This window comes from Pannonibacter phragmitetus, assembly GCF_050510895.1.
Lineage (GTDB): Bacteria > Pseudomonadota > Alphaproteobacteria > Rhizobiales > Stappiaceae > Pannonibacter > Pannonibacter phragmitetus_B.
Genome location: NZ_JBNINT010000001.1, coordinates 418,523 through 438,186 on the forward strand (window position 1 = coordinate 418,523; position 19,664 = coordinate 438,186).

16 protein-coding genes are annotated in these 19,664 nt (G+C 62.2%); 3 read left to right on the top strand and 13 right to left on the bottom strand.

The features are described from left to right. Window positions 1-21: 21 nt before the first annotated feature. The 11 genes from ACQB61_RS01945 to ACQB61_RS01995 form a co-directional block, all read right to left on the bottom strand. On the bottom strand, window positions 22-687 hold the full coding sequence (locus ACQB61_RS01945) for a hypothetical protein (RefSeq protein ID WP_430511264.1): 666 nt from the start codon (window positions 685-687) through the stop codon (window positions 22-24). Next, window positions 684-4,358: a DUF6603 domain-containing protein gene (locus tag ACQB61_RS01950; protein WP_430511265.1), complete on the bottom strand. Its 3,675-nt coding sequence runs from the start codon at window positions 4,356-4,358 to the stop codon at window positions 684-686. The genes ACQB61_RS01945 and ACQB61_RS01950 overlap by 4 nt, the downstream gene beginning before the upstream one ends. A 17-nt stretch (window positions 4,359-4,375) precedes the next feature. After that, window positions 4,376-5,842 (bottom strand): hypothetical protein, encoded by a 1,467-nt coding sequence (locus ACQB61_RS01955; RefSeq protein ID WP_430511266.1) that lies wholly within the window; start codon window positions 5,840-5,842, stop codon window positions 4,376-4,378. A 244-nt stretch (window positions 5,843-6,086) separates the two neighbouring features. Continuing rightward, complete coding sequence (locus ACQB61_RS01960) at window positions 6,087-7,139, bottom strand: hypothetical protein (RefSeq protein ID WP_430511267.1); 1,053 nt, start codon at window positions 7,137-7,139, stop codon at window positions 6,087-6,089. Window positions 7,140-7,666: 527 nt separating this feature from the next. Beyond that, window positions 7,667-8,626 (bottom strand): Gfo/Idh/MocA family protein, encoded by a 960-nt coding sequence (locus ACQB61_RS01965; protein WP_430511268.1) that lies wholly within the window; start codon window positions 8,624-8,626, stop codon window positions 7,667-7,669. Further along, window positions 8,626-9,513 (bottom strand): sugar phosphate isomerase/epimerase family protein, encoded by an 888-nt coding sequence (locus ACQB61_RS01970; RefSeq protein WP_430511269.1) that lies wholly within the window; start codon window positions 9,511-9,513, stop codon window positions 8,626-8,628. The genes ACQB61_RS01965 and ACQB61_RS01970 overlap by 1 nt, the downstream gene beginning before the upstream one ends. A gap of 26 nt (window positions 9,514-9,539) precedes the next feature. Beyond that, a complete protein-coding gene (locus ACQB61_RS01975; protein WP_430511270.1) occupies window positions 9,540-10,373 on the bottom strand; it encodes a carbohydrate ABC transporter permease in 834 nt (277 codons plus the stop codon). Then, window positions 10,373-11,311: a carbohydrate ABC transporter permease gene (locus tag ACQB61_RS01980; RefSeq protein ID WP_430511271.1), complete on the bottom strand. Its 939-nt coding sequence runs from the start codon at window positions 11,309-11,311 to the stop codon at window positions 10,373-10,375. Before ACQB61_RS01980 ends, ACQB61_RS01975 begins: the two co-directional genes overlap by 1 nt. Window positions 11,312-11,446: 135 nt before the next feature. Then, window positions 11,447-12,673: an ABC transporter substrate-binding protein gene (locus tag ACQB61_RS01985; RefSeq protein WP_430511272.1), complete on the bottom strand. Its 1,227-nt coding sequence runs from the start codon at window positions 12,671-12,673 to the stop codon at window positions 11,447-11,449. Window positions 12,674-12,718: 45 nt separating this feature from the next. Beyond that, window positions 12,719-13,504: an alpha/beta hydrolase gene (locus ACQB61_RS01990; RefSeq protein WP_430514260.1), complete on the bottom strand. Its 786-nt coding sequence runs from the start codon at window positions 13,502-13,504 to the stop codon at window positions 12,719-12,721. 151 nt (window positions 13,505-13,655) lie between these two features. Continuing rightward, entirely contained in the window at window positions 13,656-14,342 is a 687-nt protein-coding gene (locus ACQB61_RS01995) for a GntR family transcriptional regulator (protein ID WP_430511273.1), read from the bottom strand. Window positions 14,343-14,491: 149 nt separating this feature from the next. Between ACQB61_RS01995 and ACQB61_RS02000 the strand changes: the two genes are divergently transcribed. Beyond that, window positions 14,492-15,574: an ABC transporter ATP-binding protein gene (locus ACQB61_RS02000; protein WP_430511274.1), complete on the top strand. Its 1,083-nt coding sequence runs from the start codon at window positions 14,492-14,494 to the stop codon at window positions 15,572-15,574. Here ACQB61_RS02000 and ACQB61_RS02005 read toward each other — a convergent pair. Then, complete coding sequence (locus ACQB61_RS02005) at window positions 15,479-16,465, bottom strand: alpha/beta hydrolase family protein (RefSeq protein ID WP_430511275.1); 987 nt, start codon at window positions 16,463-16,465, stop codon at window positions 15,479-15,481. The genes ACQB61_RS02000 and ACQB61_RS02005 overlap by 96 nt on opposite strands. A 238-nt stretch (window positions 16,466-16,703) precedes the next feature. Here ACQB61_RS02005 and ACQB61_RS02010 point away from each other — a divergent pair, with 238 nt between their 5' ends. Then, the gene (locus tag ACQB61_RS02010; protein WP_430511276.1) at window positions 16,704-17,198 is read left to right on the top strand and encodes a cupin domain-containing protein; all 495 of its coding nucleotides are present in this window, start codon (window positions 16,704-16,706) and stop codon (window positions 17,196-17,198) included. A gap of 47 nt (window positions 17,199-17,245) precedes the next feature. Here ACQB61_RS02010 and ACQB61_RS02015 read toward each other — a convergent pair whose 3' ends face one another. Continuing rightward, window positions 17,246-18,166 carry a LysR substrate-binding domain-containing protein gene (locus ACQB61_RS02015; protein WP_430511277.1) on the bottom strand — a complete coding sequence of 307 codons (921 nt, stop codon included), beginning with the start codon at window positions 18,164-18,166 and terminating at the stop codon, window positions 17,246-17,248. A gap of 111 nt (window positions 18,167-18,277) precedes the next feature. Here ACQB61_RS02015 and ACQB61_RS02020 point away from each other — a divergent pair, with 111 nt between their 5' ends. Then, window positions 18,278-19,660: a PLP-dependent aminotransferase family protein gene (locus ACQB61_RS02020; RefSeq protein WP_430511278.1), complete on the top strand. Its 1,383-nt coding sequence runs from the start codon at window positions 18,278-18,280 to the stop codon at window positions 19,658-19,660. The last annotated feature ends 4 nt before the right edge of the window (window positions 19,661-19,664 follow it).

The window sequence follows — 19,664 nt, forward strand, 5'->3', positions numbered from 1 at the left end:
TGTAAGCTGGCTCTGCCGTGGTCATGCCGCACGCTCCTCGCCGAGGTATGAGAGAACCGGCGGGCTCAGCAGCACAATGTCTGCCTCTGCCGCCAGCACGCTGACATCGACCTGATCGTAGACGCCCAGATCGAGCCCCGGCCCGTTCAGAACCGAGAGGATCGCGGTGCGCTTCGCTGCGGAGGACAGCAGTGTGGTCTGGAAGGTCTCCATGGCCTGGCTCTGGTCGAACGGATCCGTCTGCGGAATGTCCGGCGTCAGCCAGGCGAAGGTGACCGTGCCCTCGTTGTCCTGCTGCAGGATGGTGATATCGATCGGCAGTGGCGTGTGGTCTGGGACAGCCGGATTGGCCTTGATGCTGTAGCCAACGCTGAGGCCGGAGATGTTCGCCGGTGTCGAGTTGATCTGGCTGATCGACGGATTGACAATGGTCTTGCCGCCCCAGGTGGCGGATGGAAGATTGGACGTTGAAAGCGTCACCACCGCCGTCGTTTCGACGTCGAAGTCCGAATCTGCTGTTCCATTGACAATCCGGTTGACTGTGATCGCGTGGGACGAACTGAAATCATCAATCGCGACGCCAACCGGGCCGACGCCGAAGCCGGATTGTCCCACGGGCAGCGGCACTGTTTTCGTGGCAGCGGTGGTCAGGCTTGCCGATTTGCTGGGCAGGGCCGTCATGGTCACGATTTCAAGCGCTTCGCCCGAGACGATCCAGTCGGGAGCGGAGGGTCTGACTTGTGGTCCGTCAGATCCTTGATGAGCCCTGAAGCCACAGAGGCGAGGCAATAGGCGTCTGTTGCCACAGTGCTGCGCAGCGCCAGGCCTTGTGCATGGGGAGCTTCGCTTTTCGGCAGGAAAGAGGTCTTGAAGTCGGTCCAGCTGATCGGCTGTGGTACCGGCTTGTTCCGGTTGCCGATCGAGACGGTGAAGGTAATCACCGAAAGGTCGACATAGATCGAGCCGCCAAAGGGAGGGCCCCAAAGGTTGAGTTCCACGCCGATGTGTACGGAGATCGTGACCGAGGTAAACAGGAGATCCAGCTTGTAGGAGGCGCCGATGCTGAGGCCGATGCTGGCCTCATAGTGGAACGGCTTCCAGGACAGCAGAAAATCCGCATGGGCTGTGAACCAGGCCTTGAGGTCGCCGCTCTGCCAGACTGCTTCCAGTGAACCGCCAGCCATGAGTGCGGAGGGCGTGAGCGCAAAATAGATGCCGCCCTGGATTGTCGTGTTGCCATCGACCTTCCAGTTGAACCCGAGGCGCGGGACTTGCGGAAAATAGGCAGGCCGGGTGAAGGCCGGATTGTATCCGCCCAGCGTGACCACAAAGTCTCCTGCGTGGTATCCGTTCGGATCTCCGGCGGGGTTGTCCTTGAACCACATGTAGTAGGCGAACCCGCCCGTCAGCACGCAGCTTTTGTCGAGGATGAACGAGGCAGGTGTCAGCTTCGCCTCGATTTCCAGAATACCGGTTGCCGGGGAGAAACTGGCACGTAATGCCATCTCCACATAGCCAATCGGCTGGATACCCGTCCCGGCCTTTGGGGGCAGGCTTGCGGTCGTCAGGCCGAGCAGGGCGAACTTGAAGTCGGTGCCGAACGCGACCGTGACCAGTGCGAAGGAATCCAGGATCTTGAACGAGGAGAACTTGATGCCGGCGGCAATCCAGTACTGCCCGACCCTTGGCGGGATGTCACTGGCGAGGGCGCCGATGACTTGTTGAACCTGGGATCCGATGTCTCCGGCCGGATTGGCGCCTGGCGGGTTCTTCCCGGTGGCCCAGGCAACCAGCGGAAATCCTGCAACGCCGTCAATGTCCGGCAGCAGAAGGTCGCGGTTGAAGCCCAGCCCGCCGGCAATCCCGTCCAGGAAGAAGAACGGGTAACCGAACAGCGGCCGGTTAACCGAGACATACATGAAGAACGAGGGATCAGAGCCAAGCTGCGCATAGCCGCCAAGTGCGCCGAGTGTCAGTGACGGCACTGACACCTGCAGGGCACCGTTGAAATTGAGCGGATCGATTGTGCCGTAGAGGCCGCCGCTGACATTGACCGGCCCCTGTGCCACGGTGATGGTGAGGCCGGAGAGCGTCACGGCCGGATCGAAGGAATCGACCTTTGAACCAATCCCAAGGCCGAGCAGGCCGATGCTGAGAACCTCCGCATTGAGCGAGATGTCACCCGTCACGAACAGACGCTGGTTCTGATAGCTCAATCCGAGCTTGCGGATGCCGATTGGGCCGAACTGCTTCTGGATGTTGACCGACAGGCTGGCGGGCGGGGTCGCGGCATCTGCAGGTGCTTCTTCGACCCGGTAGGCCTGATGATCCGCAAGGCTCTCTTTGCTGGAGCCTCCGGTCGGGATTTGCAGCTCAAGGCTTTTCACCGTGTCACCGAGCTGCAGGTTCGAGGAGACAAGAATTCCTTCTGAGAGACCGTCTCCGGGAAGCGGTATAATGCCTTGCGGGAGAAGCGCATTAACCGCAGCCGCCTGGGTCTTGTCGAAGCCAGGCTTGGCATAGGCGAACTGGAGCTGGTCAAACTCGACGGTCAGATCGGCTGGAAGCTTGTCACCGATGAGCGGGATGTCTGTAAGGCTGATGCTCGCACCCAGCTCCAGCCCGAAGAGGAAGTGGTTGGTGAACTGGGACTGGCCTGCATCCTTTGCCTTGAGATAAGCGAATTTGACCGCATCCAGGGTGATCTCGATGTCTTCCGGGACAAGATCGGCAAGCTCCTCCGATACGTCAGCCACGAGGTCATGCAGGCGCACGGAGCCGCTGCTGCGCTGATAGTCGGCGATGAAAATGCTCTGGCCGGTGTCGGTGGTGTTGAAGCGGATCTCGAATGTGTTGCCGGCAAAGACAACGGAGCCGCCGAAGGTGGCGCTGTATCCGCGCGCTGTCGCCACGGCTTCCGGTCCCGCACGAAGCGCTTCGGGAGAATTGGGATGCACGATATCGACACTGAAGGTGACTTCGACAGGCGTGTCGTAAACCGTGAAATCGCCAATGCAGAGAAAGTGGAAGTCACCAGTCTGCGTGTTGTAGCTGGTGGAAAGTGTCTTCAGCACCAGAGTACGGATAGGCTCGGGGATCTGGTCGGGTGACAGGCCGAACTCGCGGCCCCAATAGGTGATGATCTTTCCGATCGGGACTTCGGTGGCGCTGCCGGAGAGCGTCAGTCCTCCGCCCTTGCCATCATAGGAAGCACCCAGGAAGAGTGCGGTGGCTTCGTCGATGACGATTGTGCCATGGAAATCTCCCGACACCGTTGTTGCAGGCGTGGTCGATACGCCAACACTTGCGGTGAGGTCCTGCAGCTTGAGATCGCTGCCGGCGTCGATCTGTGCGACGAAGTCGAACGAGTACTGACCTTGAGAAAGGTTGGCGAGCAGCGACAGCTTGTCGATTTCAACCTCCGGGAATCCCGCCGGAAGCGTGACGTTGAAATGGGCGAAAACATCCGAGATCGAGACCGTTCTGTCCTGCTGCAGGCGTCCCCAGACAAAGAAATTGCTCGGCGCGAAATGCGCGCCGATGTCGAACGGCACACCCGCAAGGTCAAATTTGGCCTGAAGCTCGACATAGCTGCGGGCACTGTCGAGGAAATTGACCATGAACTTGAGGGTGACCCCGCCTGCAGGCACATCAATGATGCCGAGTGCCGACCAGGCATCCGTATAGGCGATGTCCATATACACATAGGACAGTTTCGCGCCCGTGGGGTTGAAGGAGATCTCCAGCTCGGTCATCCCGAACTTCGCAAGCGTGTCGAGCGGGCTGGGCAGGTAGTCGGACAGGACGAGGCCGCCTGCCAGGGCAGAAAAGGCGTCAACGGAAAGAGGCTGCGCCGTGAAGGTTCCGCTCACAACCCAGTCGAGGTCTGGATAGGTTGGCACTGCGACGGCAATCGGCAGTGTCAGCGTGTTGCCCGTGCCAATCACGATGTCGCAGGCAAATCCTGCAGTCAGAACTGTCACGTCCTCGGCCGGCTGGAAGGACATGGAAGGCTCGGACAGAACGAAGCCTGTCAGCATCTCCCACTGTGTGCCGGCAGCGGTGGTGGATGTGATGGCGAGCGAGAAGGGGCCATCCGGCGCGTTCGCGTCCACGGGCTGGAACACTAGTTCCGTCACCAGATCGGTCAGGCCGAAAAGGGACGCGGTACCGGCCACCGTTACGGACTGGGAGCCCACCGTGCTCGTCTGCACCGTGACGGTGGTGGCAAGAGCCAGAGTTTCGTAGCTTGCGATCATGGATGGCGACACATCGGACGGGCCGATGGTCAAACTGTCGCCGGGTTTGAGGCCCTGTGCCAAGGCGGCAAGAGCGTCATAGGTGGTGATCGCTGCCATGGCCTGCGCGCCTCCGTCTATTGGAGTGTCTTTGGAAAGACGTGGAAGGGACAATTCGGGACGCCGCAGGCCGGTGGCACCACGTTGTTCGCCATCATGATGTTGCCACGCCCCGCAACGCCCGAGTTTGGTCCCGTTTCCGCTGTCGAGGCGACATTGAGGAAGTTGCCCCAGCCGGCGACCGGATAGGCTGCAACAGCACCGGGATTTGGATGGCCGTAGCAATGCACGCCGCCCGGAACACCGCCATTGACACCATATGAGTAGGCAAGGCGGCCCTGGTTTGCAGCATAGGGAGGCGGAATCGGTGGGGCGGCCAGCGGCGCGGGCGGTGGGACCAGATTTGTTGCGGAGCCGTGGTGGGTTGCGGTCATCCAGCGCAGCCCGCCAAAGCCACCGAGTCCCGGTATCGACTGAAACGCGGCATCGCCCGGCAGCAGCATGTCGCGATTGTTGGGCGTATCGAGATGCACGATCACGGCAAGCCCGGTGTTGTTCAGGTCACCAGGGGCAACGCCCGCACCCGGCACACACTGGATGATGTTGACATAGCCGCCGGGGAGCACGCCGAGACCGGCTGGGAATATGTGAACCTGGCCATTCGGCGAGCCGTTGATCCCCAAGATGATGGCCGCAAGAGCGGGGCTGGCCACCTGCGGCGGGAAGATCCAGTCCCGGTTGCGCAAGGCGGCGGCATTGGCCGACATGCTGAGCATTGAATAGTGATCCCAATGGAAGTGCGTCAGGATCCCGGGAGGATTGTTGGCAAGGCACGGACCGGGATTGATGATCTCCACATTGCCGAGTGCATTGGCTGGCGGCATGCTGGCGAAGTTCGGAAACATCGGCAGGCCTGCATCCACATAGATCTGTGGCGTGCCATTGGCATCGTAGATCAGGTTGCAGGATGCCTGCCCGGTGTCCATCACGCCGACTTCACGCGGCTGCATGGCCATGAGCATCTTGATGATTTTTGCAAGGTCGATCCGGGCTATAGGCTGGTAGCGCCGCCACAGCCGGGTGAGCTTCGTGCCAGATACCTTGCGCCCAGTTGCCTTCAGCGGGATCACGGTCGTGCCGAACACCGGGCGGGCCCGTTTGGCCGACGCGCCGCCATGGCTAGGCACCGTCAAGATGTACCAGTCACCTTCGGCGATATCATCAGCCGTGGTGCCAAGTGCTTCGGCCACCTCGTCAAGGGGAGCGTCATCGAAGACGAGCAGGGTGACCGGCGCAGGCGGCGGCAGGTCTCGCACGCTGTCTCCAAGGTTCATCACGGCAGCTTCGATCCACTCGTATGGCACGAGTTCAAGCTGAACCGACTGGAGGACGGGCCCACCCTCCTTGTACTGGACCTCTTCGATCTCTGAGAGATAGCCGTAATAGGTGTCGCTCGGGGAATCGTCCTCGTTGAACTCGGCGCCCTGCTTGCGCACCTCATCCATCGTTGCCAGAAGCGGTGTCGGGATCGCTGATACTGCCAACTCTCTCTCCCTTGGGTTCGGGCCCGGAGGGCCGGGGATTGCAGAAGGAGGATGCTCTGTTCAGTGCTGCCTTGCCGCTAGGGCCATTCCGGTTCCGGTTGAAAGTGCCTGGGGGCTGCCACGGCAGGCGCAGCGCCTGCAGCTCCCGGATAGACGGGGCTGGACTGGCTGGCTTTCCTGCCGGCAAAGTTCAGTTCTCGATCTGCGGCCGGAGGCCTTCCGGCCGCAGATCATGAGGACCTTGTCAGCCGTGCGACAGCTTCGTCATGTCGCTTCCAACGGGGATCAGATAATTAACCGGCATGTCGCCCAGTGCCGTCAGCATCCGCCCGTGGTCTGCGACGTGGACATGGTTCGGGTACACGTCAGCTGCAGGGCGGGCATAGGCGGCAAAGACCTGGCTTCCCGGGGTGCTCGTCAGAATGGACGCGCTCATCGAGACCGAGAAGTTCCCGTCAACGGGGGCGTTGCCATTGGCGTAGTAGGAGTAGCTGATCGGCGACGTCCAGCCAGCCGGTACCTGATATGTCACGGTGAAGCCGATCTGGGTCGGCTTTGTGATGGTGGTTGGCGGCAGGTTGATGTAGGTGCCGTCCGGCAGCGGGGTGCCGCAAGAGAACGAGACCTGGGATCCCACAGGGCAGCTGACGCAAGTGACTGCGAACTGGACGGTCGCTGCTGTGGTGGATGCCGGATAAACCGTCGAATTGGTGAAGGTCGGTGCTCCGGCGGACGTAAACTGCACGTTGTGCCATCCGGTGCCGCCTGTCTTGCCGATCCACGCGGCAAGGTCATTCATCGACGTGACGGCGTTGGGCGGCTTCTGGCTCTCGAACGGATATTCCGGCGTCGAGATGAAGCCGACGAGGCAGGTGTGCTCGCTGATGTTGGTGGGCACCCAGACGAATGGGTCGGTCGTGACGCCAATCGTGTTTGGCGCAACGGAGCCCAGATCGCTTGTGGCGGAGCCACGCGACGTCAGGATCGAATTGTTGAGCCACTGCACGGGGTAAAGAAACAGGGACTGCGGCGCATAGAAAACGCGGGCTGTGCCAGTCTGGGCCGCCGCATTGAGGTTCTTGCCGCGCAGATAGACGTAATTGGTCGCGTTCTGAACGACCGGCTGCGTCGGATCGGTCCCGTAACTTGCGGTGGTGCTGAACACTGCCTGCGGATCCTGGGTCGGCTGAGTGCCGGCCATGATGATGTCTGGGCTTGCCGTCCAGCCGCCAGTCCGGGGCATGAGGCCCTGGTCCTGAAGATTCTGGCGCAAGAGAATGCCGTCGTATTGGGTCATCGACTGCCTCCCGAGCTCTTTAGAGCTGTGCCTGGATAGATTGAACTTTCCGGAGTGGCTGCCAATTTCGCAACCACAAGTTAAGCTACCGCAGGGGTATGCATCTGGCAATCGGAATCGCACGTAATAGTTTTTTAGTAAAAATATATCAACTTATGATTGATTTTAAAGTGTTGCGCCCAAGTCATGCCGCCTGCAGCATTTTGGGAGTAAGCCGGGGTGCTCTAAAGTCTGGCCAGGGTGCGCCCAGCTGTAGATTTTTCTTGCGGGCAAGCGGTGCCGGAGCCTGTCTTTCGCTGGAATTCTGCTGGGTGTTGCCGCCACTGACAGTCGCAGCAGTGCCCGTGTCTTTGGTATCAGCACGGGCAGGATCTGCGTTGTATGCTTTGTTTCTGATCGATGGCGGGGCAGGCAGGCTGGGTTGCGTTATTGCGGGCACCATCATCTTGATGACCGTTCATTGTACTGCTGCCAGTTCCCCGCCTTTCCTTACCCCTCGATCAGCGCAATCATCTTCTCCAGGCGCTTCATTGCCAGCCAGCCGTCATGGATCTGGGGGCATTGCTGCTTTCGCCGCGCATGGTGGCAGCCACATCAAGCAGAAGGGCGTGGTAACCCTTGTAGTCCTCGTTGGCGGCGGCGGTGAAGTTGGGTGACCAGGTGAGGCTGTCGCAACCCGGGTCAAGGCTCGCCTGCGGGTCGTCCACCTTGAAGGGCGGATTGCGGTGCCAGGAGACGTTGATGACGTTCTCCACCTCGATCCGGTTGTGATCGCCCATGATCTGGACGAATTCCATGGGCGTGCCGCGTGACTGGACCGTGCCCATGATGATGTTGCCGATGACGCCGTTTTCGCACTCAAAGTTCATGTGCAGCAGCATCTTGCCTTTGTCCGGCACATTCTTGCGCAGGCGCACGTCTGCAAACTCGGAACCGGCAAACCAGGTGATCAGGTCCATGTAGTGGACGCAGTGATGCAGGTAGAAGCCGGTGTAATCCACCTCTCCGGCGAAATAGGTCGGCGCCGTCATGTAGCTGCCGTGAATGCCGAGCACTTGGCCGAATGCGCCGCCGTCGAGGATGTTCTTTGCAACCTTGTTGCCGGCGGAATAGCGCTTCATGAAGCCGACAGTGACGGGTACGCGGGCTGCTTCCGATGCCTTGACCAGTTCCAGCGCCTGCGCTGCCGTTGCCGCAGGCGGCTTTTCCATGAAGACAGGCAGCCCGCGCTTCAGGGCGGCGAGTGTTGCCCGGAAATGAATGTCCGGTCCCACCGCCATGCCGACGGCATCAATGCCGCCTGCTGCGATCATTTCTTCAAAGTCTGTATGGACGGACGTCGCACCGAACTGGCGTGCGGCATTGCGGGCCGCTGCCTCGTCCCGGTCGCACACGGCGGTGATTTCGAAGCCGCTGCGGGCAAGTTGCGGCAGCAGCATCCAGGTTGCGTGGCGGCCGCAGCCGATCCAGCCGATCTTGATCGTCATCAGTGGTTGACCTCAGCAAATGTCAGGGCAGAGCGGATCAGGCCAAGGCCCGCCCGCAGCTTTTCATCTTCGTCCTCATGCGGCGCGCGCCAGTGGGCGATGGGCAGGGCCACCCGCTCATCCTCGCGGCGGAAAGGCTCCAGCGACACCGGCCCCTCGTAGCTGACCGCATGAAGCGCGCGGGCAATGGCCGTCCAATCCATGTTGCCGGTGCCGGGAAAGCCGCGGTGGTTCTCGTTGGCCTGGAAATGCACCAGCCGGTTTCCGGCAGCGCGAATGGCGTCCGGAATGGAGCGCTCTTCCATGTTCATGTGGAACGTGTCCAGCATTACGCCGAGACCGGGACTGGCAACTGCATCGCAAACCTCGATGGCCTGCGCCGTGGTACAGATGATGTCGGTTTCGAAGCGGTTCAGCGGCTCAAGGCCAAAGACCTTGCCAGCTTCTGCGGCCTGCCTTGCCGCAATGGACAGGCCCTCGATGGTGCGGGCTGCGCGTGCGGCGATCTGGTCCGCATTCCAGGAAAAGGGTGGGCGTCCGGCAAAGACCAGCGGCTCGCCATAGAGTGGCCCGCCGATGATGGTGGCGCCGATCTGCTCCGCTGCCGTGATGCAATAGGAGAGATAGTCCTGTCCGCCCTTGCGTGCAACTGCATCCTCGCTGGCAATGGAGCGCTGCAGGTTGACGCGGGCGGCGAGCACGATGCCGAGGCCTTCGCCCTCGCAGATGCGGCGCACTTCGGCAGGATCAAGATCATCCTCCGGCTCTGGCACCAGCAGCTCGATGAAGTCGAAGCCGAGTGCGCGGGTCTTCTTCAGGAACGGCAGGGCGGCGTTGGTGAAGGGCCGCGTAAATTGCATCGAGATGATGCCGATGGGGTTTTTCACGGAATAGGTCCTCGTCTTTGATGGGATCAGCCCTTCACGGCGCCTTGCGTCAGGCCGCCCACCAGCCGCCGCTGCACGATCAGGAAAAGGAGAGTTGCGGGCATGGCGCCAATGATGCCGCCAGCAGTCAGAAGCCCCCATTGCACCTGGTATTCGCCGATCATGGTCTGCACGGCGACGGTGATGGGACGCACGCTCTGGCCGCCGAGGGTGAGGGCGTAGAGATATTCGTTCCACGCGGTGATGAAGATGTAGATGCCCGTGGCGATGATGCCCGGGGTGCATAGGGGCAGCACCACCCTTGTCATGGCCTGAAGACGAGAGCAGCCATCGGTCATCGCCGCTTCATCCAGCGAGCGGGGAATGCCGTTGATGTAGCTCGTCATCATCCAGACCGAGAAGGGGATGGCGATGGTCGAATTGGCGATGATCAGGGCAAAGTGGGTGTCGAGCAGCCCGAGCTGACGCATCAGCACGAAGAGCGGCAGGATCAGCAGCACCAGCGGGAACATGTTGATCAGCAGGAACTGCAACAACAGCACCCGTTTGAAGCGGAAGTCGAAGCGCGAAAAGCTGTAGGCTGCAGAGACCGACAGGGCGAGGCCCACAACCACCGTGCCCGAAGCGATGATGAAACTGTCCAGCATGTTGCGGGCAAAGCCCACATTGGCAAAGAGCCGCTCGTAATTGTTCAGTACGAGATCTGCGAGCGAAGGCCCGCGGGTGAAGAGCTGGTCTTCCGCTGTCAGTGAAGTCAGTGCCATCCAGAGATAGGGGCCGAGCGTGAAGGCGAGGATTGCCAGCATCGGCAGGTCTACCGTCAGGATACGGGCGAGGGTTGTCTTGCGTCCGAGGGCCATTACTGCACCGCCTTTGCCGAACGTTTCAGATAAAGCACCACAATGCCCAGAAGCAGCAGGGTGAATGTCATGGCGAGGGCCGAGCCGTAGCCGAAGTCGAGGTTTGTCCGCGCTTCAAGGAAGGCGTAGAGCGGCAGGGTATAGGTGGAATAGCCCGGTCCGCCGCCGGTCATGACGAAGATCACGTCCATCGAGTTCGCCACCCAGATGGTACGCAGCAGAATGGCGGTGAACAGAACGCCCGAGATGCCCGGCAGCGTGATGTGCCAGAACTGGCGCAAGGTGGACGCGCCGTCGATGGCAGCGGCTTCATAGTAGCTTTTGGGGATCGACTGTAGGCCCGCGAGGATCATCACCGCAAAGAAGGGAAAGCCCTGCCAGGTGAGAGTCAGGATGATCGCATAGAGCGCCGTATCCGGATTGGCGAGCCAGGGGATCGAGGTTTCCAGAATGCCGATGCGCAGCAGAAGGTCATTGAGGATGCCGTAGTTGGAATCATAGATCCACGACCACATCAGCGCGATGACCACCGATGGCAGCGCCCAGGGAATGATGATGAGCGCGCGGGCAAGCGGCCGCCAGGGAAAGCTCTGGTTCAGCAGCAGCGCCGTGGCCAGCCCCAGCAGCGCCTGTGCGGGAACGGTGAGCGCGATCCACAGCACCGTATGGCGCAGCGAAATCCAGAACACTTCGTCCTGCAGGATCGCCAGATAATGCGTGAGGCCCGCCCATTCGAAACTCTTGGGCCGGAACAGAACGTAGTTGTGAAGGCTCATCCAGGCCGTCTGCACCATCGGAAAGAAGACGATGGCCAGGGTGACCAGAACGGCCGGGGACAGCAGGGCCAGCGGCAGCACCTGCCGCGACAGGGCCGCCCGCCGGGATGTCTGAATGTCCCCGCCTCGGGGCAGTGTCGTGCTGGACATGGTCTGACTCATCAGGGTTTCCGGGGTGGGCTTGGGGCAAAGGTCAAGTGACGGCAGATCTATCCTCGGTCTCTCCGCTCCCCTTCCCAAGAGGGGGGCGGAGAGACCGGATACCAGGTGCGGAGGGCTGCTCCGCCTCTCATCCCGTCACTTCTGCTCGAACAGCTTGGCGATAGCTGCGTTCATTTCGGCAGCGGTGATCTGGCCAAGCAGCGCGCGCTGCATGTTGGCTGGCCAGACCGTGTTGACGAATTCCGGCGTGTTGGACGAGGCTGGCAGCAGGTGGGCGAAGGGCAGTGAATCCTTGGTTGCCTCAACGAAGCGCGCCTCATGGCCATTCCAGCTGGCGGTATCGGTCTTGGTCACCGGCAACTGGCCTGTCGCAGTGTTGAAGAGGGCGTTGTTGCCTTCGGTGGAGAGGAACGACACCCACTTCCAGGCGGCATCCTTGTCGGTGGCCGATGAGAGAACGCCGGTCGATTCATCGCCGAAGGTGGTCCAGCGGCCGCCGCCGCATTCGGGCACCGGAACGGCGCTGACCTTGTCACCAAGGGCTGCCACCAGATCGCGGGAAGAGCCCACGTGGTGGATGGTCATGGCGGTCACGCCGGTCTTGAAGGCACCGATGATTTCCTGGAAGCCGTCATTCGGAGCTGAGGGCGGGAACACCTTGTCCTTTTGGAACAGGTCCACGACGAACTGGGTTCCGGCCACGCCTGCCTCGGAGTTGAGGCTTGCATCCAGCGCCACACCGGTGCGGCCAAGGGTGAAGGCGCCCCAATGTTCATGCCCGGACTTGCCGCCCCGGAAGCCGAAGCCGTAAGTGTCGATCTTGCCGTCGCCGTTGGTGTCGCGGGTCAGCTTGATTGCGGCGTCGCGCAGTTCCTCACAGGTCTTCGGTGGGGTCAGGCCCAGCTCGGTGAACATGTCGGCACGGTAGTAGAGATAGAGCGCCACATATTGCACCGGCAGATAATAGTGTTTGCCGTCCTGCGCCTTGGTCAGGTCGAACAGATTGTCGAGAATGTTGTCCTTGCCATCCCAGCTGTTGATGCGCTCATCCAGCGGCTCCAGCGCTTCCATTTCCAGAAGACGGGGCAGGGCGAACATCTTCAGCATTGCCGCGTCCGGGGCATTGCCGCCGGCAATTGCGGTGTAGAGATTGTCGTAATAGCTGTTCCAGGGAATGTTACGGGCATCGATCTTGATGTCCGGATTTGCTTCCTCGAACTTCTTCACCAGATCCGACATCGGGTTTTCCGGATTGTCGAAGTGGTACCAGAAACGTACGGTGCTGGCGGCATTCGCCTGTCCTGCAAGCAAAGCGGTGCCAAGGCCGGCCACGAGGGCCAGCGTGCTGATCATGTTCTTCATGTGCTATTCTCCTCCCAAAGAACTCGCGGATTTGTAAGGGCGGGTTCAGGTCATCGTGCGGAACGCCTCGCCCGCACGTTCAAAGGCAGCCTCCGCCTGAGGCAGCCAGATGCTCATCTGCATGAAGCCGTGCACCACACCGGGCACGGTGTCGAAAGGGTCTTTACGGCCAAGCGCGCGCAGCCTTGCAGCCAGTGCTTCGCTGTCTGAGCGCAGCGGGTCCACCTCTGCGGCATTGAGATAAAGCGGTGGCAGGGCGGCAAGGACCTCATCAGATGCGCGCGCCGGGGTCAGGCACGGATCGGACAGGCGTTTGTCCTCTGGTGCATAGAAATCCCAGTAGCGCTGCATCTTGCCCCGTGTCAGGCCAGGGCCATCAGCCACCTGCCGGTAGCTGGGACTTTTAAAGTCGGCGTCAAACACGCCGTAAAACAGAAGCCCGCAGTGCGGCAGACCGCGGCCCTTGAGCCGGATCATCAGCGCCAGCGCCAGATTTGCCCCGGCGCTGTCGCCGGACACAGACCAGCGCCGGCCGGAAAGGACATGCTCGCGCTCGGCCCAGAAGGACAGGCAATCCTCCAGTCCTGCCGGATAGGGATGCTCGGGCGCCAGCCGGTAATCGAAGGTGATGACAGGCGCCCCCGTTGCCAGAGCCAGCCGCCGGGCTGCGCCCTCATGGGTCGCCGCTGAGCAGAAGGCCCAGCCGCCGCCGTGAATGTAGAGGATGGCCTCGCGGCCCGTATCGGACGGGGGATGAAGACGAATGCCCGCCGTCCGCCGGGTGTCTCCACGATCAGTTCCCGTGCCATCGCCGGGGCAGGGCCGTTCCAGCGCCGGTTGGCAGCTTCGGCCCTTGCACGGCCTTCGGCTGGTGGCAGAAGCGTAGGGTCCGGCTGCACGCCGTCTTCCGCCATCAGCCGGTCCATCACGGCCTGCATTTCCGGCGCAAGCGGCAGCAGGGGCAGGGTATCGCGCTCCGCCGTCATGATGGCATGCCTCCCACGGTCATTACCGCCGGTCCCAGATCGACGATGGTGGAGATATGGTGGGACAGTGCCTGATGCAGTGCCTTGGCGTCGCGTGCCTCGACGGCCTCTATGATGACCACATGCCGGTTGGCGGTAGCCATCAGGTCCCGGTCCTCGGCACGGCTGTTGAGGATCTTGAAACGCTGGCTGTGCACGAGGCAGCGGGCCAGAACCGGCTCGACCACGGGCATATGCGCGGCGGCGAAAAGGCTCAGGTGGAAGTGGCAATCGTGCTGCAAAAGGGAGTATTCGTCCTCCTGCAATGCGGCAAGGCGCATCATCTGCAGGTGGCTTTCCAGCGTCTTCATCAGCGCGCCGTCCATGGCTTCCGCAACACGGATGGCGGCCCGGCATTCGATGTCATGGCGGATGTGCAGCAACTCGCGCACGTCTTCCGAACTTGCCGGAGAAACATGGGTGTCGCGGCGGGCGCGGCGGATGATCAGCCCTTCCTCGGACAGGCGCATCAGGGCTTCGCGGATGGTGCCCTGAGCAACCTCGAAACGCTGGGCAAGCTCCAGTTCACGCAGCACCTCGCCGGCAGCCAGCTTGCCGAGAACGATCTCGCGGCGCAAAGCCTCTTCAACCAGTTCGCTGCGGCTGGGCTGTGTTCGGGATCTGAGGTTTTCAACGGCGCTCATGCAGGATCATCCGTTCGCCACGGGTATTTCAGTCGTATTGATAATCGCATTCTTATTGATAATGTCAACCGTATTGATAATATGGTTTTGAAATTTCCGGCTGGGAGGCCGGGCAAGGGACGAATGGAAACGAGCTGGAGGAGGAAGCGATGGCGCGGATTGAACTGGCGAAGGTCGTCAAACGCTATGGTGCGGTGGAAGCCATTCATGGCGTCGATCTGGAGATCGAAGACGGAGAATTCGTTGCGTTCGTTGGTCCGTCGGGCTGTGGCAAGTCCACCATGCTGCGCATGATCGCAGGGCTTGAGGAGATCAGCGGCGGCACGCTGCGCATCGGCGAAGCCGTGGTCAATGATGTGGAGCCCAAGGGCCGCGATGTTGCCATGGTGTTTCAGGACTACGCCCTTTATCCGCACATGAGCGTGGCGCAGAACATCGGCTTTGGCCTGAAGATGCGCGGTGAGGCACCCGAAGTGATCCGCCAGAAGGTGGAGGACGCCGCCCGCATCCTGCAGCTTGAGGACTATCTGGAGCGCAAGCCCGGCCAGCTGTCCGGCGGCCAGCGCCAGCGCGTTGCCATGGGCCGCGCCATCGTGCGCAAGCCCAAGGTCTTCCTGTTTGACGAGCCCCTGTCGAACCTTGATGCCAAGCTCCGGGTGGAAATGCGCACCCAGATCAAGCGCCTGCACCGCATGCTGCGCACGACCACCATCTATGTTACCCATGATCAGGTGGAGGCCATGACGCTGGCGGACCGTGTTGTGGTGCTGCGCGGCGGCAACCTCATTCAGCATGGCCGTCCGCTGGAGCTTTACGAGCGCCCCAACTGCCGCTTCGTTGCCGAATTCATCGGCTCACCACAGATGAACATCCTGCCCGGCACGGTCATCAGTTCCGATGGCAGCCCGGCCGTTGAACTGGATGGTGGCGCGGCGGTCCAGATGCCCGGTCTTGCGGCCGAGCCCGGACGCAAGGTGGATGCAGGCATCCGGCCCGAGCATATCGAGGCCTGCGCCGAAGCCGAGGCGGATCTCATTGTCGATGTGGATGTGCTGGAGGAGCTTGGCTCCGACACGCTGGCCATCTGCCTGTGGGCGGGGCGCGAACTCACCGTCCGCCTTCCCGCCGGTCCCGGTTCAGGTCCGGGTCTTGCTGCCCGCACCCGCCTTCCCCTGCGCTTCCGCCGCGACTGCCTGCATGTGTTCGACGCTCAGACTGGTGTGCGGTTGTGAGAGAGGCTCGCTGCTGTTTGAACCAATCCGTTCCTCCTGCAGCCACTTCAAGGCAATGGGCCAGAGGGTGGGGCGGAAGCGGGCGTGGAAGAAGTTGAAATGGCCGATCGGCTCGCCGCCGCTGTGCTGCGGGCCGAGCCGCAGATGGTGCCGGGGGCTGGCGCTATAGCAGGCAAGCAGCCGCTCCAGTGCCTCCGGTGTGCCGAAGGGGTCGTCATCAAGGCCGATGGCGAGCAGCGGCGCGGTGATGCGGGCAAGGCGGCGGGTCAGGATCTCGCCTTCCCGTTCGCCGCCGATGAACATGTCCGGGCGCAGGTGCTCTGAAAGCTGCGGCCCCATGCTGCTCCAGTCGCGTACCACGCCCGCAGGCGTGTCCTCCAGCCAGCCAAGGCGCTTGCCCGGAAAATAGCCGAAGACCCTTGTTACCAGCGGCATGAACACGTGCCATTTCAGATACATGCGGCGGCGCTGCTGCGGATCGTAATCCCGCCAGTAGGCATGCTGTGCACCGACGGTCAGCAGGCGCACGGCCTTGCGGGCGGAAGGGGCAAGGCCAATGGCCAGCCCTCCGATGGAATGGCCGATGAGATGCAGCGGCTGGCCCGGCCACATCTCATCTGCCAGCTGAAGCCCCGCTTCCACATCAAGGTCTCCCCAATCGGCCCAGTCTGCCTGAAAACCGCGCAGCCTTGCGGGCCGGGAAAAGCCGATGCCGCGATAGTCGAGCGTCAGGACTTCGAAGCCATGTTCATGAAGATAGCTGGCAAAACGCCCGTAGTAACTGCAGCGCACGGAAGTGGCAGGGGCGATGATGGCAACGGGACGGCGTGAATCCGGGTCCGGATGGCGCCAGAGCAATCCGCCGAGCGGCAGGCCATCGGGCGCATGCAAGCGAATACGTGCGCCTTCCCTGGCCACAGGTGCGAGGTGATGGGTCTGATGATATTGCGCTTGGCAACCGTGCAATGCTGGCCCTCCGGTTCGAAGCTGCATTCAACCGCAAGTCTCCGCCTGATGTTTTTGCCTGTCGATTGACCAAAGCTGCAAGGGGCATGAGCAGCATTCACTTGCATGGAATTTCAGTGCGGGTTCCTCTGCAAGGCGAGGAAACCTTGCAGGACAATGCAACATGAAACCGGTTGTGACACTTGCCGCCTTACCGATGAAAACGCAGGCCCATGGGGAGAGCTTTGAGGCGCGCAAGGCGGCGGTCGCGGCCCCGCTTGGCGCGACGCGGCTGGGGGCGCGGTATGTCGAGATCCCGCCCGGTAAGAAGGGCTGGCCCTATCATTCCCATCTGGCCAATGACGAAATGTTCGTCATCCTCTCCGGAAGCGGCACCTTGCGCTTTGGCGGCGAGGAGTTTCCGGTTGCGGCCGGGGATGTTGTGGTCTGCCCGGCAGGCGGCCAGGAGACCGCGCACCAGCTGCTTGCGGACACCCGTGAGCCCTTGCGCTATCTGGCGGTCAGCAGCATGCATGATCCGGATATTGTCGAATATCCCGACAGCGGCAAGATGGCGGTCTATGCCGGGGCAGCGCCGGGCGGCGATGCGAAGTCGCGCAAGATGGACATGGTGTTCCAGCGCCCTGCCTCTGCCGGCTACTGGGATGGCGAGGACTGACCGGGTTGGTCTTGTTCCCGGCGGGTCAATCTCACCGGGAACCAGCGTCAGCCCGCGCGGCGGAAGTCTCCGGTCTCTTCCAGCAGCCAGGTCTTGAGATTGCGGATACGCCGGTCCCGCTCCAGCGCGGGCGGATAACACAGGTAATAGGCGGCTTCCGCGTCCACGCGATGTTTGAAGAGGGTGCTCAGACGGCCAGCGGCAATGTCCTGAGCTGCCAGCTCCGGCCCTGCGAAGGTGATGCCAGCGCCATCCAGTGCTGCCTTCAGGCTGAGGCTGGTGGAATCGACGGTGATGATGGCTGCGGGCCGCACTGGGCCTCCGGGCAAGGAGGCATTCCAGCGGGCAAAGCCTTCATGCCGGTGGCCGGAGATGAAAAGCGTGCTGCGGCTGACAAGCGTACGTGGATCTTCTTCGCAAGGTCCCCGGCTCAGCAGTGTCAGCGTCTCGTCGAACAAGTGTTCGCTGACCGTGCCTGCCCAGTGGCCTTTGCCGTGGCGTACGGCGGCATCGGCGCTGCCCGCAGCCAGATCGGCAACTTCCTGCGTGGTCTGCAGCTCCAGTTCAAAGCCTGGCCGGGCCGCCGGATAGGCGGCAAGCCGGGGCAGCAGCCAGTGGGCGGCAAAGCCGGGTGGCAGCGACAGGCGCAAGGGGCCGAGCTTGCGCTCCTGTTGCAGCGCGCTGACACTTTCACCGAGCTGCCGGAAGCCGGCAGAAAGGCCCGGTGCGAGCGTGCGCCCGGCAGGCGTCAGTTCCAGTCTTGCACCAGCCCGGCGCAGCAGCTCCACGCCAAGGCTGTCCTCCAGCAAGCGGATCTGGTGGCTGACGGCTGACGGGGTGACGCCGATCTCGGACGCTGCGCCCTTGATCGAAAGATGCCGCGCTGCGGCCTCGAAGGCCCGAAGGGCATTCAGGGGAACCGCGAGCCGCGCCGGAGCGTCCCGCAAGGCACGATTATCCTGCAGCATGGCTTTGCTCCCGTATCAGGTTCCGTTTGCTGTCGCCGGATCAGGATCGTAGAGTGCGTGACACTCATGGTAAAATGCAAAAGCGTCACGTGACGCTATTGGAGATCTCCGATGCGCCTCAAGTCGCCCTGGACGCCGCGCCTGTCTGCTGAAGCGCAATTGCCTTGTGACCGGCTGGCGGCGGCATTGGCAGAGGACATTCTGGATGGAAAGCTTGCCGAAGGCGAGCGTCTACCGCCGCATCGTGAACTTGCCTGGCAGCTTGGCATCGGGCTTGGCTCTGTGACCAAGGCCTATGGCATTCTGGAGCGGCGGGGGCTTGTTCAGGCGGTCAAGGGCAGCGGCACTTTTGTGGCGGCTACCGGAGGGCGCAAGGGTGCGGTGATCGACCTGTCGCAGAACGCCCCGCCAGCTGTCATGAGCGAAAGGCTTCTGGCCCGAACGCTGACTGCTCTTGCCCGGCAGGCCGAGCCGGTCTTGTTTAACAGCTATCCGCCGGTGCCGGGGCACGTGCGGTTCCGCACCGGTCTTGCCCGGTGGTTCGGACGCTTGGGCACGGAGACCGATCCCGGCCGCCTGCTGCTGACCGGCGGTGCGCAGCATGCACTGACCGTGTGCCTGTCCCTGCTGTGCGGGCCCGGCAGCCTTCTGCTGGTGGAGGCGCAAACCTATCCTTGTCTGCTAACGCTTGCCCGGCACACAGGCGTGCGGATGGCCGCTGTGGCCATGGACGGGGAGGGCATGATGCCGGAGGCGCTGGACAGGGCCTTGCAGGCGGCAGGACCGGATGTGACGGCATCTGTCTATCTGATGCCCACGATGCAGAACCCGGTCGCCACCTGCATGAGCCGCGCACGGCGGGAGGATATTCTCGCTGTCTGCCGCAGGCATGATGCCTTGATCATTGAGGATGATGTCTATGCGCTGGGCGCCGATCCGGCGCTGCCGTCGCTCGCAAGCCTTGATCCGGAACGGGTGTTCTACATCAACAGCCTGTCGAAGACGCTCAACCCCGCGCTGCGCATTGGCGGGCTGGTGGTGCCTGCCGTTTGGCAGGAGCGGGCCGAAGCCTGCCTCTATGCCAACGGGCTGATGATTTCGCCATTGAGCTGTCTGGTGATGGAGCATTGGATCATGGACGGCACAGCGCAAACCATCTGCGATGCCATTGGCGAGGAAGCTGCACGCCGCCGGGCGCTGGCCGCCAGCATTCTGGGTGAGGCGATGCCGCCGCATCCCAATCTTGGCTATCACGTTTGGCTGCCGATGATGGATCAGGAAGCGCAGGGGCTGGCCGCTGCGGCGCGGGCGCTGGGCATTCTCGTCACCGATCCGCTGGCAACCGCCGCCGCACCGGAAAACGGGGCCGCAGGCGTGCGGCTGTGCATCGGTGCTCCGGCGCAGGCCGAACTTGAGAGCGCGCTCAAGGCCATTGCCGGACTTCTTGCAAACCTGCGCGGGCGCGTTGCCGAGCCGCTGGCCTTTCAGGCCTGAGGCC

Bases quoted from the DNA above. Each gene is read 5' to 3' on its own strand.
- ACQB61_RS01950 (WP_430511265.1), bottom strand. From the start codon at position 4,358: ATGGCAGCGATCACCACCTATGACGCTCTTGCCGCCTTGGCACAGGGC.
- ACQB61_RS01960 (WP_430511267.1), bottom strand. From the start codon at position 7,139: ATGACCCAATACGACGGCATTCTCTTGCGCCAGAATCTTCAGGACCAG.
- ACQB61_RS01965 (WP_430511268.1), bottom strand. From the start codon at position 8,626: ATGACGATCAAGATCGGCTGGATCGGCTGCGGCCGCCACGCAACCTGG.
- ACQB61_RS01975 (WP_430511270.1), bottom strand. From the start codon at position 10,373: ATGGCCCTCGGACGCAAGACAACCCTCGCCCGTATCCTGACGGTAGAC.
- ACQB61_RS01980 (WP_430511271.1), bottom strand. From the start codon at position 11,311: ATGAGTCAGACCATGTCCAGCACGACACTGCCCCGAGGCGGGGACATT.
- ACQB61_RS01985 (WP_430511272.1), bottom strand. From the start codon at position 12,673: ATGAAGAACATGATCAGCACGCTGGCCCTCGTGGCCGGCCTTGGCACC.
- ACQB61_RS01995 (WP_430511273.1), bottom strand. From the start codon at position 14,342: ATGAGCGCCGTTGAAAACCTCAGATCCCGAACACAGCCCAGCCGCAGC.
- ACQB61_RS02000 (WP_430511274.1), top strand. From the start codon at position 14,492: ATGGCGCGGATTGAACTGGCGAAGGTCGTCAAACGCTATGGTGCGGTG.
- ACQB61_RS02010 (WP_430511276.1), top strand. From the start codon at position 16,704: ATGAAACCGGTTGTGACACTTGCCGCCTTACCGATGAAAACGCAGGCC.
- ACQB61_RS02015 (WP_430511277.1), bottom strand. From the start codon at position 18,166: ATGCTGCAGGATAATCGTGCCTTGCGGGACGCTCCGGCGCGGCTCGCG.
- ACQB61_RS02020 (WP_430511278.1), top strand. From the start codon at position 18,278: ATGCGCCTCAAGTCGCCCTGGACGCCGCGCCTGTCTGCTGAAGCGCAA.